At 71.7% G+C, this 16,505-nt stretch carries 13 protein-coding genes; 9 read left to right on the forward strand and 4 right to left on the reverse strand.

The features are described from left to right. Positions 1-82: 82 nt before the first annotated feature. Positions 83-2,674 carry a DNA helicase PcrA gene (gene pcrA, locus ACG83_RS34635; protein WP_054570466.1) on the forward strand — a complete coding sequence of 864 codons (2,592 nt, stop codon included), beginning with the start codon at positions 83-85 and terminating at the stop codon, positions 2,672-2,674. A 79-nt stretch (positions 2,675-2,753) separates the two neighbouring features. Here the strand turns inward: pcrA and ACG83_RS34640 are convergent, their stop codons facing one another. The 3 genes from ACG83_RS34640 to ACG83_RS34650 all read right to left on the reverse strand — a co-directional run bounded on the left by ACG83_RS34640 (position 2,754) and on the right by ACG83_RS34650 (position 6,245). Then, positions 2,754-3,611 carry a M23 family metallopeptidase gene (locus ACG83_RS34640; RefSeq protein ID WP_054570665.1) on the reverse strand — a complete coding sequence of 286 codons (858 nt, stop codon included), beginning with the start codon at positions 3,609-3,611 and terminating at the stop codon, positions 2,754-2,756. A gap of 75 nt (positions 3,612-3,686) precedes the next feature. Further along, the gene (locus tag ACG83_RS34645; RefSeq protein WP_054570467.1) at positions 3,687-4,691 is read right to left on the reverse strand and encodes an alpha/beta fold hydrolase; all 1,005 of its coding nucleotides are present in this window, start codon (positions 4,689-4,691) and stop codon (positions 3,687-3,689) included. Positions 4,692-4,697: 6 nt separating this feature from the next. Then, positions 4,698-6,245 carry a carboxyl transferase domain-containing protein gene (locus ACG83_RS34650; RefSeq protein WP_054570468.1) on the reverse strand — a complete coding sequence of 516 codons (1,548 nt, stop codon included), beginning with the start codon at positions 6,243-6,245 and terminating at the stop codon, positions 4,698-4,700. A gap of 284 nt (positions 6,246-6,529) precedes the next feature. Between ACG83_RS34650 and ACG83_RS34655 the strand changes: the two genes are divergently transcribed. From ACG83_RS34655 to ACG83_RS34680, 6 genes are all read left to right on the forward strand, one after another. Then, entirely contained in the window at positions 6,530-8,293 is a 1,764-nt protein-coding gene (locus ACG83_RS34655) for a protein kinase (RefSeq protein WP_054570469.1), read from the forward strand. A 454-nt stretch (positions 8,294-8,747) separates the two neighbouring features. Next, entirely contained in the window at positions 8,748-9,914 is a 1,167-nt protein-coding gene (gene sucC, locus ACG83_RS34660; RefSeq protein ID WP_054570470.1) for an ADP-forming succinate--CoA ligase subunit beta, read from the forward strand. A gap of 22 nt (positions 9,915-9,936) precedes the next feature. Beyond that, on the forward strand, positions 9,937-10,809 hold the full coding sequence (sucD, locus tag ACG83_RS34665) for a succinate--CoA ligase subunit alpha (RefSeq protein WP_006543493.1): 873 nt from the start codon (positions 9,937-9,939) through the stop codon (positions 10,807-10,809). 219 nt (positions 10,810-11,028) lie between these two features. Next, positions 11,029-11,829: a hypothetical protein gene (locus ACG83_RS34670; protein WP_054570471.1), complete on the forward strand. Its 801-nt coding sequence runs from the start codon at positions 11,029-11,031 to the stop codon at positions 11,827-11,829. Between the two features lie 72 nt (positions 11,830-11,901). Then, positions 11,902-12,513, forward strand: coding sequence for a hypothetical protein (locus ACG83_RS34675; protein ID WP_054570472.1), 612 nt, complete (start codon positions 11,902-11,904; stop codon positions 12,511-12,513). 363 nt (positions 12,514-12,876) lie between these two features. After that, on the forward strand, positions 12,877-14,289 hold the full coding sequence (locus ACG83_RS34680) for a DUF6350 family protein (RefSeq protein ID WP_054570473.1): 1,413 nt from the start codon (positions 12,877-12,879) through the stop codon (positions 14,287-14,289). Here the strand turns inward: ACG83_RS34680 and ACG83_RS43195 are convergent. Next, complete coding sequence (locus ACG83_RS43195) at positions 14,190-14,699, reverse strand: hypothetical protein (RefSeq protein WP_083473834.1); 510 nt, start codon at positions 14,697-14,699, stop codon at positions 14,190-14,192. The genes ACG83_RS34680 and ACG83_RS43195 overlap by 100 nt on opposite strands. A 213-nt stretch (positions 14,700-14,912) precedes the next feature. Between ACG83_RS43195 and ACG83_RS34690 the strand changes: the two genes are divergently transcribed. Beyond that, positions 14,913-15,149, forward strand: coding sequence for a hypothetical protein (locus ACG83_RS34690; protein WP_054570475.1), 237 nt, complete (start codon positions 14,913-14,915; stop codon positions 15,147-15,149). 7 nt (positions 15,150-15,156) lie between these two features. Further along, complete coding sequence (locus ACG83_RS45880; protein ID WP_152991605.1) at positions 15,157-16,089, forward strand: hypothetical protein; 933 nt, start codon at positions 15,157-15,159, stop codon at positions 16,087-16,089. The last annotated feature ends 416 nt before the right edge of the window (positions 16,090-16,505 follow it).

The following is a 16,505-nucleotide window of genomic DNA, read 5'->3' on the forward strand; positions in this document are numbered from 1 at the left end:
GACCCGCCCGGCATCATGGCGCTGTGGTTGAGCTGGCCACCGCGTCGGGCGGTTCGTCCGTCGAACGTACGATCGAGGTCTGATGAGCACTCTTTTCGACGACACCTTTGGCCCTGAATCGCTGGTCGACGGTCTGGCACCCCTTGGCGGCGCGGGCTCGCGGGAGGGCGCGGCGGCCGGCGGTGCGGCGCGCGGCGGGGCCGCCGGCGGCGGTCGGGCGTCGGGCGGCTTCGGCCCGGCGGTGCTCGAGGCCGGGGCGGGTCGCCCCAGGCCGCCTCGGCTCGACCCGGGCGAACTGCTGGAGGGGCTCAACCCGCAGCAGCACGCGGCGGTGGTGCACGCGGGCGCGCCGTTGCTCGTCGTCGCCGGTGCGGGCTCGGGCAAGACCCGGGTGCTGACCCACCGCATCGCCTATCTGCTCGCGGCGCGTGGCGTGCGGCCGGGCGAGATTCTCGCGATCACGTTCACGAACAAGGCCGCGGGGGAGATGAAGGAGCGCGTCGAGGCGCTCGTCGGCGGGCGGGCCAGAGCGATGTGGGTGAGCACGTTCCACTCGGCCTGCGTGCGCATTCTCCGTTCGGAGGCGGCGCGGCTCGGGTTCGCCTCCTCCTTCTCCATCTACGACGCGGCGGATGCCCAGCGCCTGCTCACGTTGGTCACCCGCGATCTCGACCTCGACCCCAAGCGCCACACCGCCAAGGCGCTCGCGGTGGCGATCAGTGCTCTGAAGAACGAGCTCGTCGACTGGGAGACCGCCCGGGACCGGGCCGCGAGCCACATCGAGCGAACCGTCGCCGAGGTGTACGGCTCCTACCAGCAGCGGCTCGCACAGGCGAACGCGCTGGACTTCGACGATCTGATCATGATGACGGTCAACCTGCTCCAGGCGTTCCCCGACGTCGCCGAGCACTACCGGCGGCGGTTCCGCCACGTGCTTGTCGACGAATACCAGGACACCAACCACGCCCAGTACGTCCTCGTCCGCGAGCTGGTCGGCCGCCCTGGTCCGGCCGGGAGCACGGGGGCGGGGGCCGAGCCGGCGGCGGTGGGCCAGCACGGCACGGGCGGCGAGGACGCTGCCGGGCTGGCGGGAGCGGAGCACGGCGGTGGCGGTCCGGTCCCCGCCTCCGGCGCCCTGCCGCCGGCGGAGCTGTGCGTGGTCGGGGACGCCGACCAGTCGATCTACGCCTTCCGCGGGGCGAACATCCGCAACATCGTCGAGTTCGAGCAGGACTACCCGAACGCGGCCGTCATCCTGCTGGAGCAGAACTACCGGTCCACCCAGACGATCCTCTCCGCGGCGAACGCGGTGATCGCGCGCAACGCCCAGCGCAAGGCGAAGCGCCTGTGGTCGGATGCCGGTGACGGGGAGCGGATCGTCGGCTTCGTCGCCGACAACGAGCATGACGAGGCAGCCTTCGTCGCGGAGGAGATCGACCGGCTCAGCGACGACAAGCTCGCCCGGCCGGCCGATGTGGCGGTCTTCTACCGGACGAACGCCCAGAGCCGAGTGTTCGAGGAGATCTTCATCCGGGTCGGGCTGCCGTACCGGGTGGTCGGCGGCGTCCGGTTCTACGAGCGCCGCGAGATCCGTGACCTGCTCGCCTACCTGCGGGTGCTGGCGAACCCGACGGACACGGTGAACCTGCGGCGGATTCTCAACGTTCCGCGCCGCGGGATCGGTGACCGCGCCGAGGCGATGATCTCGGCCTTCGCGGAGCGCGAGCGCATCCCGTTCGCCGACGCGCTCGCCCGGGTGGACGAGGTGCCCGGGGTGGCGACCAGATCGGCCCGGTCGGTCCGGGACTTCGTGGCGCTGCTGGGCGATCTGCGTGACCTGCTGCCGAGCGGCCCACTGGCCGTGATCGAGGCGGTGCTGGAGCGGACGGGCTATCTCTCCGAGCTCGTCGCGGAGGACACCATCGAGGCCCAGGGGCGGGTCGAGAACCTGCGGGAGCTCGTCGGGGTGGTCCAGGAGTTCACCGAACGGCGTCCCGACGGCAGCCTGGCCGAGTTCCTGGAGCAGGTCTCGCTCGTCGCGGACGCGGACCAGATCCCCGACGACGACGGCTCCGACGGCGTCGTCACGCTGATGACGCTGCACAGCGCGAAGGGCCTGGAGTTCCCGGTCGTGTTCCTCACCGGGCTGGAGGACGGCGTCTTCCCACACCTGCGCACGCTCGGGGATCCGACCGAGCTGGAGGAGGAACGGCGGCTGGCGTATGTGGGCGTCACCCGGGCCAGGGCACGGCTGTACCTCACCCGGGCCCAGGTCCGCAGCGCCTGGGGGCAGCCGGCCTACAACCCGCCCTCCCGGTTCCTCGGCGAGGTTCCGGATGCGCTCGTCGAATGGCGCCGGCTGCCCGAGCCGGCTCCGACCACCAACAGCGGGCGCTTCGCCGGCTCGGGCGCGGGCTCGAGCGGGGCAGGCGGCTTCGGTGGCGCCGGTGCGAGGCCGGTGAACTCCCCGTTCGGGGCGAAAAGCTCCCGGCCGGCCGCGCGCCCGATCATCGACCTGAATCCCGGCGACCGGGTCACCCACGACACGTTCGGCCTCGGGGTCGTCGTCGCGACGAGCGGGGTCGGTGACTCCCGCCAGGCCAAGATCGACTTTGGCTCCGACACCGGGACGAAGGATCTCCTGCTGCGGTACGCGCCGGTGGAGAAGCTCTGAGCCGAGGCCTCCGGCCACGCGGCCCCGGCCCCCGTGCTGCCGCGCCCAGCGCGGGCGGCAGCGGGGTCGGGGGCACGGCTCAGTACGTGACCCCGTGGCCCGCGAGCCAGGCGAGGGGGTCGACCTTCGTCCCGTACTGCCCGTTGAGGCGGACCTCGAAGTGCAGATGCGGGCCGGTGGATTTGCCGGTGTTCCCCTCCAGGCCGATCTGCTCGCCGGTGTCGACCTCCTGGCCGACCCGGACGTCGATGCGTGACATGTGGCCGTAGCTGGTCACCACGTTGTTCTCGTGCATGATCTGCACGAAGTTTCCGTAGCCGGTCTCCCAGCCCGCGTAGATGATCGTCCCGCGGTGTGCCGCGTGGATGGTCGTTCCGTGGGGAGCGCCGAAATCCACGCCGATGTGGTGGTTCGAGCCGCCGAATCCCTGGGTGACGCGGGCCTCGATCGGGCGAACCCAACGTGCCGCCGCCACCCGTTCCGCCTCCGCGGCGGCCGCGGCGTCGCGCTGGGCCAGTGCGACGGCTGCCACCCGGGTGGCGACCAGGTCCTTCGCCTCGAGCAGCTCGGCCATCCGGCGTTGGTCGTCGGACACCTCGGTGTCGATCGGCCCGCTCAGATCATCCGCGCCCGCCGTGGACACGACCTGCACGGTGCCGGACTGGCCCGCCGATGCTCCGCTCGCGGACGCCGCCAGCGTGCTGCCGGTCCGTCCCGGCTGGTGCTGGGCCGTGGTCTCGGAATGCGCGATGCCGGTGGCATTGATGAGCACGAGGCCGATGGTCGAGACGACCGCGGTGGCGGCGCCCGTACGTCGCAGCTGTACGGAGACGAAACCCGATCTTCCGGGTACGGACTCGTCCCACTCGTCGGCGACTGAGGCGCTCCGACGTGGGTGCGTTCCGTGCTCGGATCTCGGGAACGGCGGTCGTGTCAACACGCACTCCCCTGGTCACAAGGCACCCGTCGGACGAACCAGCCGGGTGGGAGGGCCCTTAAACCGATGAGGAGGTTACACCGTCTCTTTCTGGCAGATAGTTCCAACTAGCCGTAAAGATGTGGCACTTTCGGGCTGGTCCGTCGCCAGACCTGTCGCCGCCGTTGCCTGCGGCGCTCCCGCTACGGGTGCCGCCGGTGCCGGTACGGCTGGTGCTGTCGGCTGAGCCGGGGTGAGCCGACGGCTGGTCAGCTGCGCCACCGCGCCGCAGAACGGAAGACCGTGGTGCCCGACGCCGTCCACCAGGACGTTCTCGGTGTGCAGGTCGGGGTGGTCGAGCCTGGCCTCGTCCGGTCGCACCACCGTGTCCAGGCCGCCGGCGACGGCGACGAACCTGGTGCGAAGGCCCGGGGCCGGTTCGGCGAGCTCCTGCAACAGGGCGGACCCCGGCCGCAGCTGGGCCAGCACCCGGTAGGCGACCGCCCTCGGCAGGCGGCTGGCGAGCCGGGTGCCGTTGTGGGGCGACGCCAGCGTGATCAGAGTGCGCACGTACTCGTCCCCGCCGAGTCGCTGGACGTAGTAGCGCGCCACCAGGCCACCGAGCGAATGGGCGACGATGTTCACGTCCGGGTGGCCGTGCCGCCGGACGGCCTGCTCGACCGCGGCCGCGAGCGCAACGGCTGCGGCCTCGACGCTGGTCGCGAACAACGGCACGTCCACCGAGGTCACGGTGGTGAATCCGCGGCGGCGCAGGGAACGCTCAAGGCGCGCGAACACCGACCGGTTGTCCACCAGGCCGTGGACGAGCAGGACGGGCGTCCCGGCAGTCGCCGGATCGCCGACGATCAGGCCGCGTTGGAGCGGGGTCAGGTCCGCCAGGCGATAGCGGTCGGTGGGGCCTTCGTCGCGGCGCCGCCCGACCACGGCAGCCGGGTAGAGGGCTGCGTGCGTCGCGATACAGGCCGCCTCGACCATGAGGCCCTTCACACCGTCGAACTGCGTGGCCCCGAGTCGGGTGAACAGTCGGGTGTCGATGACCGTCCCCTTCGTGAGGACCTGTCCTCGTGGCAGGTTGGGCAAACGACGTTACTGAAAGCCAACCAAGCCTGTCGACCATTTGTCATGCCTTGCCGCAAGACGGACATCCGAGTCACGAAGAGTGAGGTCGAGCAGAAGATCGGCGACCCGTAGTGCCAGCCCGGGCAGGTCAGCGTCACAGCGCTCCAGGACGGCATCGGCGAAACCCAGGGCGAGCAGGTCGTCGGGCCGCAGCCCCGCGCTGTCCGCCGCCGCCGCGAGGTTGATGCGCAGGGTCGTGGCCGCACCTTCGGGCGCCAATGCGGTCAGGTACCCGTCCGGCGAAACCAGGACGACATCGGCACAGGCCGCCGCGAGCGCCCCGCCGGAGCCGCCCTCACCGACGATGATCGAGATGGTCGGGGAGGGACAGGTGAGCACCGCCGCCATGGCCGCGCCGATCTGGGGCGCGATTCCCGCGGCCTCGGCGGCCGGTCCGCAGGCCGCACCCGGGGTGTCAACCAGGGTCAGCAACGGCAGGCTGAGCCTGCCCGCGAGACCGGCCGCCCTCGAGAGCAGGCGGTAGCCGTCCGGCCCTGGCGCACCACCGCGCTGCGCGGCCACCGCCACGCCCACGGCCGCGAGCCCCGTGGGCAGCAGCCCGATCCGGGCCCGCACCGTCCGGTCCGGCCCAACCAGGTCGACGCCGGCCGCCAGCAGGTCGGCCAGGATCACTCCGGCGGGTCGGCGCGGCCCCTCCCTGGCCGCCAGCACCTGCTCCCAGCCGCTCCGGCGCGGGCCCGGTGCCTCACCCGCGAGCGGTGCCCGGCCGGCGGGTGCCCGATCGGCGGGTGCCCGATCGGCGGGTGCCCGATCAGTGGATGTCAGATCGGTGGGTGTCAGATCGGTGGACGTCTGGCTGGTGGATGTCCGATCGGCGGGAGCCTGGCCGCCGGGAGCCCGATCGGGTGGTGCGACCGCGCGCAGTGCGTGGCCGAGCCAGCTGGCCACGGCCGACGGCTCCACGGCGGCGTCCACCAGGCCGGCGGCCGCGGCGGCCAGTGCCGTGTGGCTGTCGCTGGGCGGAAGCGTGCCGGTCACGGCCGCCACGACTCTGGGCCCGGAGAAGCCAACGGTCGCGCCGAGGACCGCGCAGCGCAGATCGGCCTGGGAGCCGACAGTCACCCACATGCCGCCGGTGGTGGGCTGGTCGGAGACGGCGATGTGCCCGAGACCCGCCGCGGCCAGCTGGCCGAGCGCGATGGACACCCGGGCCAGGCCGACCAGGCCGGCGACGCCTTCCTGCAGCCGGGTTCCGCCACTTCGCACGAGCGACACGAGCGGCCGGCGGGCCGCGATGGCCGCGTTCACCGCCGCGGTGAACGCGGTCGCGTCCGCCTCGCCGAAGCTGCCGCCGTGGATGGTGAAGTCCCAGACCGCGACCACGGCCGGTACACCCTCGACGGGGCCGGCGCCCCACCACATTGCCGGGCGGCCGTCGTAGTCCGGCCAGCCCAGGCGGTTGGGCGCCGCCGGGCCACCCGGCTGGCGGACCACCTCGGCCAGCAGGTCATGCCGCCAGTCCCGGGGCGGCGTGGTCGTCTCGCGTCGCGCCATAGCCACAGATCTTCACCGGCGCGGGGGCCGGCGGCGCGCTGACGTGTGGGATCGCTCTCGCCCACACCCGTGCTGCCTCGGGGCCGTGCTGGGCCGTCCGGAGTGAGCCTCTCAGCGAGCCTTCTGGATCCTCGGCGCTGGGCGGACGAGATTGTCGCTGCTAGTCGCGGACCGCGTCGTCGAGCGTCATATGGTTCGGAATAGTCTGGTCTGCTCTGCTCCTGGAGCGGTCACATCGCGCGGGCCGGACAACGGCCGGATACAGGGCCAGGTAGAGGGGAGTCATGCTCACACCGCTGACGGAGGAAGACCCGCGGCAAGTCGGTCGGTATCGGCTTCACAACCGGATCGGCGCCGGCGGCATGGGGACTGTCTACCTGGGTTTCACGCCCGCTTCCGAACCGGTCGCCGTGAAGGTCGCGGCCGCCGAGCTGTCAGAGGACGAGGAGTTCCGCTCCCGCTTCGAGCGGGAGGTGCGGGCCGCGCTGCGGGTCCGCGGCGGCGCCGTGGCCAGCGTCCTCGACGCGGACACGACCGCGTCCCAGCCGTGGATGGTGACGGAGTACGTCGAAGGCGTGAACCTGGCCGACGCGGTCCGTCGGCGCGGCCGGCTGGAACCCCATCTGGTCCGTGGCCTCGCGGTCGGCCTCGCCGACGCGCTGGTGGCGATCCACGCGGCGGGCGTCGTCCACCGGGACCTGAAGCCCTCGAACATCCTGCTCGCCTGGGACGGCCCCAAGGTCATCGACTTCGGTATCGCCCAGCTCACCGACAGTGCCACCCTGACCAGGAGCGGCCATGTCATCGGCACCCTGGCCTGGATGGCGCCCGAGCAGATGCGCGGTGAGTCGGCCGGAACATCCGCGGACGTCTTCGCCTGGGCAAGCTGCGTGACCTACGCGGCGACGGGGCGCCATCCCTTCCACGCCGACGCCCCCGACCTGCTGGCGCAGCGCGTCCAGCGCGACGATCCCGACATCGACGGACTGCCGGGGTACCTCCGCGAGCTGGTCGCCCGGGCGCTGTCCAAGGAGGCGCGGGACAGGCCTGTTCCAGCGAGCCTGCTCGCCGCACTCGTCGGGCACGAGGTCCGCGGCGTGGCCGAGGCCGACCGGGCGGCCGGATCGATCCTGGAGCAGACCTGGACCGGCCCGTCCCCGGCATTCGGCATCCCGGAGGCGCCGACGCCACCGCGGCCGGGTGGCGAGCATCGTCGGGCGGAACGCCCGGTGACTGGTGGCTCGCCGGCGGGATCGTCGCCGCAGGGGCCCGGCCCGTTCGGTCCGCCGCCGCCGGCGTCGGCCTTCCGCGCGACGTCCGGCCCGGGGGTGGCCCGGCGAGGTCCGAGCGTGCCGGGCAGCCCGTCCCGGCCGGTCCCGCCAGGCCATCCGGTCCCGCCAGGCCATCCGGGGCAGCCCGTGCAGCCCATACAGCCGGCGCAGCCCGTACCGCCGGTGCAGCCGGTGCAACCGGTGCCACGGAAGCCGCAGGTGTCCAGTCCCCTGGCCGCGCCGCCGGCCTGGGCTGGCTCGGGCGCCGACGGCACGCGCGAGCGCTGGGAAGCGGCTCGTCCCGGTGCGCCTGGCTCCCGGGGGTCGGCCGATCCCACCTTTCGCCCGGCTGACCCGATGCCTCCGGGAGCACCACCGGATCCACGGTCGTGGCCCGCGGCGAGGGGCACGGGGGCATTTCCCCCGGAATCGCGTCCCCCGGCGCCGCCCGGGGCCGGCTACCCGACCGCTGGTGCGTCCCCGACCGCTGGTGCGTCCCCGGGGGCTGCGGCCGCGCGTCCTGCCGGAGTGCGGCTGATGCTGGCAGGGCTGCTTGAGCAGTGGAACCTCTGCGCGTTGCTCTCCCTCGCGCTGGGCATTCTGTGGATCTTCGGGGTGGGCAGTGTCGCCGCGGTGGTGCTGGGCCTCGTCGCCCGATGGCAGCTTCGCCGCCGGCGCCAGCGGGGATCTCTCGCGGCGACGGTGGGCATCGGCCTGGGCTGCCTCGGTATCGCCGCCACCGCGGTGGTCGGCGCTCTGGTTCGGGCGATTTTCTGAGAAGCCACGAGCGCGCTGGTGGCGTTCGTCTCGTCCGTAGGCTGATCAGCGCTCGGTTTAGTTGTGTGAGATCGGACATACCTGAGTCCGGCTCGGGGGTGTGAGACCATCAGCGCTTCGCGCACGTCCAAGGGCGGTCACTGTCCGCCACGAGGCGCACTGCTGCGTGGCGCCCCTTCGGTTGCCGGTGTCGGCTGCCGCCGCGGGCTCGAATAGCGCAGGATCATGCCTGCCTGACGGCGGTTCTGCGCGTCCGACCACCGCCACGAAAGCGCCGTCGTCCGCAGTGGTGACCGCGTAGCGCAACGGGGTCGGTCGTGGCCCGGCGTCGGTCCGGAGGTGACCGGGATCAACTCAGGGTCACGGTCGAGGGTCGAGCGTCGGAGGGGCCTCGTCAGTAGGCTCGCAGGCGTTCTGTGCATCCCCTGACCGACCGCATCCGACTGGACGGACCGTGGATCTCTTCGAATACCAGGCGAAGAAGCTTTTCGCCGAACATGGCGTACCGGTACCAACCGGGAAGGTTGCCACAACCCCTCAACAAGCGCGTGAGATCGCGACCGAGCTCGGCGGCAAGGTGGTCGTCAAGGCTCAGGTCAAGGCCGGCGGTCGCGGCAAGGCCGGCGGTGTGAAGGTCGCCGACGGCCCGGACGACGCCTACGAGAAGGCGTCGGCCATCCTGGGGATGGACATCAAGGGCCACACGGTCCACTCCGTCCTCGTCGAGCAGGCGAGCAACATCGCGGAGGAGTACTACGCCTCCTTCCTCCTCGACCGTGCCAACCGCACCTTCCTGGCCATGGCCTCCCGCGAGGGCGGCATGGAGATCGAGGAGGTCGCGGCGACCAACCCGGCCGCCCTGGCCCGGATCCACATCGACCCGCTGACCGGCGTCGACGCCGCGAAGGCCCGCGAGATCGCGGTCGCGGCCAAGCTGCCCGAGGCCGCGCTCGACGGCGCGAGCACGCTGCTGGCAAAGCTGTGGGAGGTGTTCGTCAAGTCCGACGCCACCCTGGTCGAGGTCAACCCGCTGATCCTCACCGGTGAAGGCAACGTCGTCGCGCTCGACGGCAAGGTCACCCTGGACGAGAACGCGGACTTCCGGCACCCGGAGAACGCCGAGCTCGTCGACGTCGCCGCGGTCGACCCGCTGGAGCAGAAGGCCAAGGAGAAGGGCCTCAACTACGTCAAGCTCGAAGGCCAGGTCGGGATCATCGGCAACGGTGCCGGCCTCGTCATGTCGACGCTGGACGTCGTGACCTACGCCGGTGAGGAGTTCGGCGGCCAGAAGCCGGCGAACTTCCTCGACATCGGTGGTGGCGCCTCCGCCGAGGTCATGGCGAACGGCCTGTCGATCATCCTGGGCGACCCGTCCGTCAAGAGCGTCTTCGTCAACATCTTCGGTGGGATCACCGCCTGCGACGCCGTCGCCAACGGCATCATCCAGGCGCTCGACATCGTCGGGAACGTCACGACCCCGCTGGTCGTGCGCCTCGACGGCAACAACGCCGAGGAGGGCCGCCGGATTCTGAAGGAGGCCAACCTCTCGGTGGTCAAGCCGGTGGACACGATGGACGGCGCGGCGAAGCTCGCCGCCGAGCTCGCCGCGGCCGCGGCCTGACCTGGGTCGGAGGACACAACCGATGGCTATCTGGCTCGACGAGAACAGCCGCATCGTGGTGCAGGGCATCACCGGCGGCGAGGGCAGCAAGCACACCCGGCGGATGCTGGCATCGGGCGCGAAGGTCGTCGCCGGTGTGAACGCGCGCAAGGTGGGCCAGCAGGTCGAGGGCGTACCGGTCTTCGGTTCCGTGGCAGACGCCATGGCCGAGACCGGCGCGAACGTATCCGTGATCTTCGTTCCGCCGAAGTTCACCAAGGACGCCGCGATCGAGGCTGTTGACGCAGCGATCCCGCTGGCCGTGGTGATCACCGAGGGTGTCCCGGTTCACGACACCACCGAGTTCTTCGCGTACTCGAAGTCAAAGGGCACGACCCGGATCATTGGGCCGAACTGCCCGGGAATCGCCAGCCCCGGCGTCTCGAACGCCGGCATCATCCCCGCCGACATCACTCCTGGTGGGCGGATCGGTCTTGTCAGTAAGAGCGGCACGCTGACTTACCAGATGATGTACGAGCTGCGTGAGTTCGGTTTCAGCACCTGCGTCGGTATCGGTGGTGACCCTGTCATCGGTACGACACACATTGACGCGCTCGACGCGTTCCAGGCGGACCCCGGCACCGACGCGATCGTCATGATCGGCGAGATCGGTGGCGACGCCGAGGAGCGCGCCGCGGCGCACATCGAGGCGCACGTGACGAAGCCCGTGGTCGGCTACGTCGCCGGTTTCACCGCGCCGGAGGGCAAGACCATGGGTCACGCCGGGGCCATCGTCTCCGGCTCCTCAGGCACCGCGCAGGCGAAGAAGGAAGCTCTGGAGAAGGCCGGCGTGCGCGTCGGCAAGACCCCGAGCGAAACCGCGCGGCTGATGGCTGACATCATGCGGTCGTTGTAGCACTGTTCGCGGGGGGTCTTCTTCCACCACGAGGGAGACCCCCGCGTCTGGGCGGTCGAAGGAGTTTCCGGTCGCCGGGGGCGGGGCGCGGACGCGAACGAACGCGAACGCTTTCCGTCTCGCGGTCTTGCTGCGAGACTCCTGCTGTGGTCAGGATGGGCCGTGGGATGATGGTCGGCCCACCTGACCGACCGACCAGACGAAGTGGGGATTTCAGTCGTGGTACAGATCGGTGGTCGTAGTGTTGCGACCAACGACGTCGGGGTCATCGGCGCCGGCGCCGTAGCGTTCATCTTCAGTTTCGTGCCCTGGTTCTCCATCAAGAGCACCTACTACGGGGCCTCGTATTCCAATAGCGCCAACGGGTGGAGCACGGATCTCGGCGGCTATTTCTGGGGCTGGCTGGCCATCCTCCTGCTGCTCGCGGTCGCCGGTCTCACCGCGGCGCTGACCTTCGGGAACGTCCGGCTGCCATCGCTGCCGCTGCCGCTTCCGATCATCCTGGCGGGTGCTTCGGGGCTGTCGATACTGTTGATCCTCATCCGCTGGCTTGCCTACCCGGACATCCCGAGCGGCATCGACGGCGGCGCCTCGTTCGGTCTTTTCCTCGCGCTCATCGCGGCCATCGCCCAGACGGTGTTCAACGTGCTGAACCTGCGGGCGGGCACCGGCGTCGCGGGCAGCCCTCCGGCACCGCCGACCAACTGGCCGGGTCAGGGCCAGCCGCCGTACGGCCAGCCGTATGGCCAGCAGCCGCCGCAGGGCTATGGCCAGCCCCCGCAGGGCTACGGCCAGCAGCCGCCGCAGGGCTATGGCCAGCAGCCCGGATACGGCCAGCCGCCGACCGGTGGCGGGTATGGCCAGCAGCCGCCGCAGGGCTATGGCCAGCCGCCGCAGGGCTACGGCCAGCAGCCGCCGCAGGGCTATGGCCAGCAGCCCGGATACGGCCAGCCGCCGACCGGTGGCGGGTATGGCCAGCAGCCGCCGCAGGGCTATGGCCAGCCGCCGGCGGGCCAGTAGTTCGACCTGTGGGGCGCCGCTCGCATCCGGCGGCGCCCACCGGTACGTGGATCTGACAGTCAGGTGAGGCCAGTGGCGACGCCAGCGGGGGATCGGCCCACCCCGGATTCGGCCAGGGCCGGAATTCTGACCGGTGGGCTCCTGATCCTCGTTTCCGGCTTCCTGCCCTGGTTCACCCCGGTCGACAGTTCCTACCGCTCGGCCGCGTCCTGCTGGTCACTCGGACCGGCGGCCGCAGCGGTGTTCGTGCTCGGCCTCGGTCTGATGTTCGCGGTCGTCCTGCCGCTCGTCGTCCGGTGGTTCCCGTCGTCCCGGCCGTCGTCCGCACGCCTGGTGGCGCTCCGGGCGGCGCGGTCTCGGGTGGTGTGGCCCGGGGTGGTGCGGCGGCTGCGCCCGCCTCGGCTGACCGTCGGCGTGTCCGTCGCGGTGGCGGGTGCGGCTGTGCTCGCGGTGCTGGCCGGGTGGCTGATGGCCCCGTCGTTCACCGATCCAGCCCTGCCCGGCCCCGGGCGGGTCGCGGAAGCGGGTGTTCTCCTGCCGTGGCCCGGTAGCGGGCCGGCGATGCCGGCCGTACCTGGGGCCGGTCTCTATCTCGCGCTCGTCGGGACCTCGATCGAGCTGGCCGCCTGCGCGTGGGCGTCGCGGCGATCGGGGTTCGGGGCGGCCCTGCGCCCGGGCGGCTGACCCCCGCGCGGGCGGCTGACGTCCGGGCCGGCGCGGGCCTGTCCACGCGCGACGTCCGTTTCAGGGCACCGCGTCCGTTTCAGGGCGCCGTGTCTGGTTTCAGAGCTCGGCGTCCGCTTCGGGGCACGGCGTCAGCTTCAGGGCACCTGGGTGGGGCTGGCGCGGAGAAAGACCTTACCGAGCTGCCGAGTTGGGCGCGTGCCTACTGCGTGTCCTGTTACCGACGTGGGTCGTTCTTGGATATCTCGGCGTGTTGTCCCGGAAGTGGTCCTCCGCCCGTGCAAGCCTGCCGGCGTGGGTACTCCCGTGCAGAACTCCGGCACTGTCACCGGGGTGAGCCCGGGAGGCCGGGCCGGAGCTCACGTGGTCGACGAACGGATCGCCCCGGGGCCACTCACGGCGCTCTGGGTGCGCCTCGGACGGCCCGTCGTGAGCGCCGTCGCGACCAGCGCCGCGGGGCTGGTCGTCATCCAGTTCATCGTGCTTGTCGTGTGGGGGACGGACACCAGCTCCGCGGCCGGTCCGGACGATGCCGCCCGGGTCGGCGCTGATCTCTGGCTGCTGGCCCATGGCGCCACGATCCATCTTTCGGCCGGATCGGTCGACTTTCTCCCGGTGGGCCTGGCCGTGCTACCGCTGCTCGCCGCGACGACGGCGGGTCACCGGCGGGCGGCCGGCAACGTCGAGCGGCTGCCGGCATCGGCTCGTGGCAGGCGTCCGCGGGGTCCCCGGCCGGAACAGTCGGGGCAGCCAGGGGAGCCGGCACAGCCAGGGCACCCGACACAGCCAGCGGGGCCGGCGCAGACGGGGCGGTTGTCCCGGGCCGAGATACCGCCGCCCTGGAGAGCCGTGATCCGTGATGTGGCCCTCGTGGCGGGTACGCAGACTGTCTTCGTACTGGTGATCGCGCTGATCGTGTCCACACCGGCGGCGCGGCCGGACGTCTTCACCGTGGTGGTCGGAGCGCTGGCGTTCAGCCTGTCGGGAGCGGTGATCGGCGTGCTGTCCGGCTACGGGGCGCTGCGTTCGGCCTGGCGGGCACTGCCCGCTTCGGTGCGGGTGCCCGCCACGGCCGCGCTGACCGCGTTCACCTCGATGCTTGCCGCGGCGGCGTTCGGGGTGGCGCTGGTCCTGGCCGCCACGCTGCCCGAGATCGCGGCGACAGATCGCGGGCTCGGCGCGGGAGTCGTCGGCGGAGTGGGCCTCGCGGCCATCCAGCTCGCGATCCTGCCGAATCTCGTCCTGTGGGCGCTGGCCTACACGCTGGGGCCCGGCTTCGCCGTCGGTGGCGGTTTCGTGCGGCCCGCCGAGGTGCAGTCGGGGCTGTTCCCGGATCTGCCGGTGTTCGCCGCGCTGCCGCCCGGCCCGCTGCCGCGTCCTGGATGGCTGGTGCTGGCGGTGGTTCCCCTGATCGCGGGGACGATGCTCGCCCTGTCGGTGCGGCGCGGGATGGTCGGGACCCCCCACCGTGATCGGTTGCGGACCACCCTCGTGGCCGCGGGTGTGGGCGGGCTGCTGCTGATGGTCGTCACGCAGCTGTCCGCGGGCCGGCTGGGCAGTGGGTCGGCGAGGTTCGGGCCCTCCGGGTGGCTGGTGGGTCTGGCGGCGGCGGCGGAGCTCGCGGCGGTGGCTGTCGTGGTGTCCGGCGTCGCGGAGCTGGCGTCGCGGCGGGCCGGTCAGCCCTTCGAGGTCGGGTCGGTCCGGACCGCGTCACTGAAGCGGCGGCTGCAGTCCTCGAGCTCGGCGTCGGAACGGGCCACCCGCCGACATTCCTGATATTGGTGCAGGTCGTCGCCATGCCGTTCGTAGAAGACCCACATGCCGCTGGCGATGGTGAAGGCGATCAGCAGCGAGAGCGCGCCGAGCGCGAGCCCTACGGTGCCCGCCCCACCACCGGCACCGCCCCGGCGGGCCTCGGCCCGGGCCCGCATCCCGACCACGATGGCCGCGATGCCTACCACGCCGCCGACGACCGCGAGGCTGGTCACCAGGGCCAGCGCGCCGAGGGCAACGGCCACTTGCCCGGCGCGGCGGCCGGGTGGCGACGCCTGGCCGGTGGCCTCGCCGCGGCGGATGAAGCGGGCGGTGAGCCGGCCGGGGTACGCGGGCTGTGTCTCGTGGTGGCCCGCCCACCGCGGGCCGGAGCCCGGCGCGGAGGCAGGGTCGTGATCAGGCCGCTCGGACACCGTCTCTCCGTCTCTCCGTCTCGGCGCGTCTGGCGTCGCTGCGCGCGCCCGGTCGCCCGGTCGCCCGATAGCTCCGCCGTCGTCTGCTCCCGGTGGTTCCCCTCACGCGCCTGGACGACATCGTAGAAGTCGTGGGCACGTGAACCGGGCTGGCGGGAAATGTCGGCCCTTTCCGGTACGGTCCCGCCCGGTTCATCGACGTCGGGAGGTCCCATGCCCCGTCCCTCGAAGGCGCTGCGGGCCGAGTCGGCCCGGCTGCGTGACCTCGGCTGGAGCTACCGCCGGATCGCGGCGGAGCTACGGCTGCGTCATCGTGTCAACGCCCGTGTCGCATACCGCCTCGCCCACGGGTGGACCCAGGAGGAGGTCGCTCACCAGTGGAACGAACGCTGGTCCGGGGCGGGATCCGTCGTCAAGACCGGAAACCATGACACGCGAACGTACCCCTAGTGAGACCGTGACGTGTAGGGCACGGACGGACATTGATGCCCGCCGGCTGACACTCGCCATGCTCGCCGCGTTGGCGACGATCGCTCACGGTTACGCCCACTCCCGCGAGCAGTCCGCCGGCACCATCCACCCAGACGCCCGGATCGCCTACTACGGCGACAGCGGCCCCCACAACCGGCTGCACGGCGGCACCGTCGGTGCCCTCATCCGCCGTGGCCTGGTCGAGCACACCGACTCCCGGACGATCGGCGCGTGGGACGTCACGACGCTGGCCCTGACGGATGCCGGGTGGTCTGCGCTGGCCGCAGAGCACGGCGCCTATGTGCGCCCGGAATGGGACCGGCCGGACTTCTACACGGCACCGCTCACTGATGATGAGCTGACCTTGCTCGACCTTGCCGCAGAGACCAGCCTGGTTCACCTCGTCGAATCGGACCGCGAGACGGCCCGCCGGCTGGAAGCGCGCGGGCTACTGGCATGGGCGATGGGCCGGAGGACCGTCACAGCGGCCGGTAGGCGCGCGCTCGACCGCCCGCCCACGGCTGACGGCCTGTGGCGTCCATGGGAAGGACTGACCGACCGGCAGGCGGACGGCATGGCATGTGTCGTCTGCGGCGTCGACTACATGGCCGTGACGGTGCCGTCCGTGCCCGTCGGTACCGGCCCCGGTGGGCAGGTGTTCGCCTGTCGGGACTGTGCACCTCCAACGGTGCCGCCGGAACGACCGGCCCGCGTAGCAGCGAAGCTGCCCGACCTCGACCCGCACCCTGTGATCGTCCGTGGTGGTGACGGCGGACGCCTGGTCGAGTGGCCGGACGACGTGGCCGCAGATCTGACCAGGTGGGCGGCCAGCCACATCGACGACGGCCTGATGCCGTTCTCCGACGAACCGATACCGGTGGTCGTGCTGCCGCGTAGTCGGTGCGGCAGGGACAGCTAGCCCCAGACACGAAAGCGGCCCCCGGGAGAACCCGGGGGCCATGCACCCGCGCGCCAACGCGGGCACCAACCACTCACTTCGAAGGATACAGCCGTGGGGTTCCACCACACCCGCGCGGCATGGTCAGCCATGCCCGCAGACCTCAGCACCGGTGAACGCCTGGTGCTCCTCGCCCTGGCCGACGACTGCCGGTCGTACACCGACCTTGCCAGCCCCGGGCATGCACTGCTGACCGAACGGACCGGCCTACGCCGGTCTCAGCTCTCGACGGTGCTTGCTCGTCTCGCAGGCCGGGGCCTGGTCGCCCTGCACAGTGCCGCCCGCCGTGGGCGGAACGCCGTCTACCGGCTCATGTTCACCAGCCCAGAGGTACCAGACGACCGGACCCAAACTGCCCCAACTGGTACCGATCACGA

The sequence above is a fragment of the Frankia sp. R43 genome (assembly GCF_001306465.1).
GTDB lineage: Bacteria > Actinomycetota > Actinomycetes > Frankiales > Frankiaceae > Parafrankia > Parafrankia irregularis.

Bases quoted from the DNA above. Each gene is read 5' to 3' on its own strand.
- pcrA (WP_054570466.1), top strand. From the start codon at position 83: ATGAGCACTCTTTTCGACGACACCTTTGGCCCTGAATCGCTGGTCGAC.
- ACG83_RS34650 (WP_054570468.1), bottom strand. From the start codon at position 6,245: ATGGCGCGACGCGAGACGACCACGCCGCCCCGGGACTGGCGGCATGAC.
- sucD (WP_006543493.1), top strand. From the start codon at position 9,937: ATGGCTATCTGGCTCGACGAGAACAGCCGCATCGTGGTGCAGGGCATC.
- ACG83_RS34690 (WP_054570475.1), top strand. From the start codon at position 14,913: ATGCCCCGTCCCTCGAAGGCGCTGCGGGCCGAGTCGGCCCGGCTGCGT.
- ACG83_RS34655 (WP_054570469.1), top strand. From the start codon at position 6,530: ATGCTCACACCGCTGACGGAGGAAGACCCGCGGCAAGTCGGTCGGTAT.